This window comes from Mesorhizobium sp. M7A.F.Ca.MR.362.00.0.0, assembly GCF_004023175.1.
Lineage (GTDB): Bacteria > Pseudomonadota > Alphaproteobacteria > Rhizobiales > Rhizobiaceae > Mesorhizobium.
In genome coordinates this window covers 6,346-8,762 of record NZ_RZTF01000281.1, presented here as the reverse complement: position 1 = coordinate 8,762, position 2,417 = coordinate 6,346, and the positions used below count along the sequence as shown (strand labels likewise).

3 protein-coding genes are annotated in these 2,417 nt (G+C 64.3%); all 3 read right to left on the bottom strand.

Annotated features, from left to right (window positions below):
- A partial coding sequence (locus tag EOC06_RS26560; RefSeq protein ID WP_368773605.1) for an ABC transporter permease occupies nucleotides 1–455 on the bottom strand: 455 nt, incomplete at its 3' end.
- Nucleotides 452–1,360, bottom strand: a complete 909-nt coding sequence (locus EOC06_RS26555) for an ABC transporter permease (protein ID WP_127319891.1) — start codon at nucleotides 1,358–1,360, stop codon at nucleotides 452–454. The genes EOC06_RS26555 and EOC06_RS26560, both read right to left, overlap by 4 nt.
- Before the next feature lie 24 nt (nucleotides 1,361–1,384).
- Nucleotides 1,385–2,413, bottom strand: a complete 1,029-nt coding sequence (locus EOC06_RS26550) for an extracellular solute-binding protein (protein ID WP_128309173.1) — start codon at nucleotides 2,411–2,413, stop codon at nucleotides 1,385–1,387.
- Between the last annotated feature and the right edge of the window lie 4 nt (nucleotides 2,414–2,417).

Genomic DNA, 2,417 nt, shown 5'->3' with positions numbered 1-2,417 from the left:
GATACGGCGATGATGACGAAGGGGATCGCCAGCATCGTGTGCGCGATGACGAAGCCGGTGGTGGTGCCGACAAGCTGGCAGTCGAGGTAAACGGCATAGATGCCGATCGCCAGCACCACGCCGGGCACGATCATCGGCGTGATCAGGATAGCGCGCAGCAGGCCGGCGCCGGAATGTTTCATGCGGCTGAGGCCAAGCGACGCCAGCGTGCCGATCAGCGTGGCGGCAACGGCGACGAGGCCCGCGACCCTCAGCGAATTGAAGAAGCTCGACAGCCAATCGGGATTGGTGAAGAAATTCGCGTACCACTGCCAGGAGAAACCGGAGGGTGGGAAGGCCAACGACTTCTTCTCGTTGAACGACATCGGGATGATGACCAGCGTCGGCATGACCAGCCACACGGCGACCAGCAGGCAGAACAGGCCGAGCAGGATGCGGAAGGGGGCCAGCCTCATGATCTGGCCGCCTGCTTGTGGCGCTGGCGCATCAGCGGTGCGGCGAGCGCCAGAAGCACGAAGGTCGCGACCAGCAGGACGACCCCCATGGCGCCGCCGCGTCCCCAGTTGAGCAGGCTGAGCACCTGGCTCTGCACCAGCGTCGACAGCATGGTGCTGCGCGGGCCGCCGAGCAGGGCAGGGGTGATGTAGAAGCCGAGCGACAGGATAAAGACGATGATGGCGCCGGCGAAGACGCCTGGCAGCGACAGCGGCAGATAGATCTGCAGGAAGGCACGTGCGGGCCGCGCGCCGAGGCTGCGCGCCGCCTGCACGAGGCGCAAATCGATGCCGCGCATGACAGAATAGAGCGGCAGGATCATGAACGGCAGCAACACCTGCGCCATGCCGATGACGACTCCGGTCTGCGTGCGGATCAGCTTCACGCCGTCGAAGCCGAGCAGCCTGATGACCGAATTGATGATGCCGGAATCCTGCAGCAGGATGACCCAGGCCAGGGTACGCACCACGCCGCTGACCCAGAACGGTACGAGCACGCACAGGATGAGGACCAGCCGCAGGCGCGGCCCGACCGCCGTCATGAGATAGGCGTAGGGATAGGCGGCGATGACGCAGACGATGGTGACCCAGGCGGCGATGGAAAAGGTGCGCCACAGGACGGTGACGTTCACCGGCGTGGAGAAGAACCAGACGTAGTTCTGCAGGCCCCAGGCCGGGTCCGAAAAACTGCGCAGCGTGACGGTCAGCAAGGGATAGCCCATAGCCGCGATAAGCAGGAGCAGGGCCGGCATCGCCAGCAGCGACGGATAGGCGGCAAGGCGCAGGCGCCGCTGCGGCCCCTGCACGGCACCTGACGGCCGGGGATAATCACCCCCGGCCGTCGGCGTATGCGATGTCTGGCTCACGCCGTCACCTCAGTGGTAGCCGGCTCAGTTGCCGGCCATCAGCGCCGTCCACTTGTCGGACGCAGCGGCGAAGTTGGCGACCCAGAACTTGATGTTCTGCTGATAGCCGAGCTTGGCGTGGTCCGGCGTGTTGGTCAGGAAGGCGGCGACGGACGCGTCGACCTTTGGCTGTGCCTCGTTGTTGATCGGCGAGTAGGAGGTCTGCTCGGTCAGGATCTCCTGCGACTTCTTGCCGAGATAGGCGTTGATCAGCGCGTAGGAGGCATCGGGGTCCTTGGCGCCGACCGGGATGGTCAGCTGATCCATGACGACCAGCCAGTCCTTCCACACCGGCGTATAGGCAGCGCCATTCTTGACCGCCGTCATGGCGCGGCCGGTCCACATGATGATCATGTCGGCCTCGCCGGATTCGGCAAGCTGCTGGGATTCTGCGCCGGTCTTCCAGAAGATGGTGTCGGGGCCGATCGCCTTGATCTTGGCGATGCCCTTGTCGATATCGGCAGGCGTCATGGCGTCGACCTTGCCGCCGTCGGCCAGGATGGCCTGTTCGATCAGGCCGCCGAGCGGGCTGCCGCTGCCGTCGATGGCGCGGGTGCCGGGGAATTTCGCGGTGTCGAAGAAATCCTTCCAGTCCTTTGGCGGATTGTCCTTGTAGGTGTCGTTCTTGTACATCAGGACCATGCCGTAATTCATCGCCGGCACGCTGCACTCGCCGACCTGTCCGGGCGGGATGTGCGAGATGTCGAGCTTGGTCAGATCGAGTTTCTGGAACAGTTTTCCGCAATGCACGAAGGGCGGAAAATCATCCGTGTCGACGACATCCCAGGTCACATTGCCTGATTCGACCTGCGCCTGAAGCTTGGCGATTTCGGTCGGTCCGTCGTTCAAAAGCTTGACGCCGCTCTTGTCGACGAATTCCTTAAGCGCGGCAACCTGGCCGTCCTGGTAGATGCCGCCATAGGAGACGAAGGTCAGCGTCTTGCCCTTCAGCGACCCGTCCACCACGGTCCCGGCCGGCGGCGCGTTCTGCGCGTGAGCGGCGGCCGCGAGCAAGGCC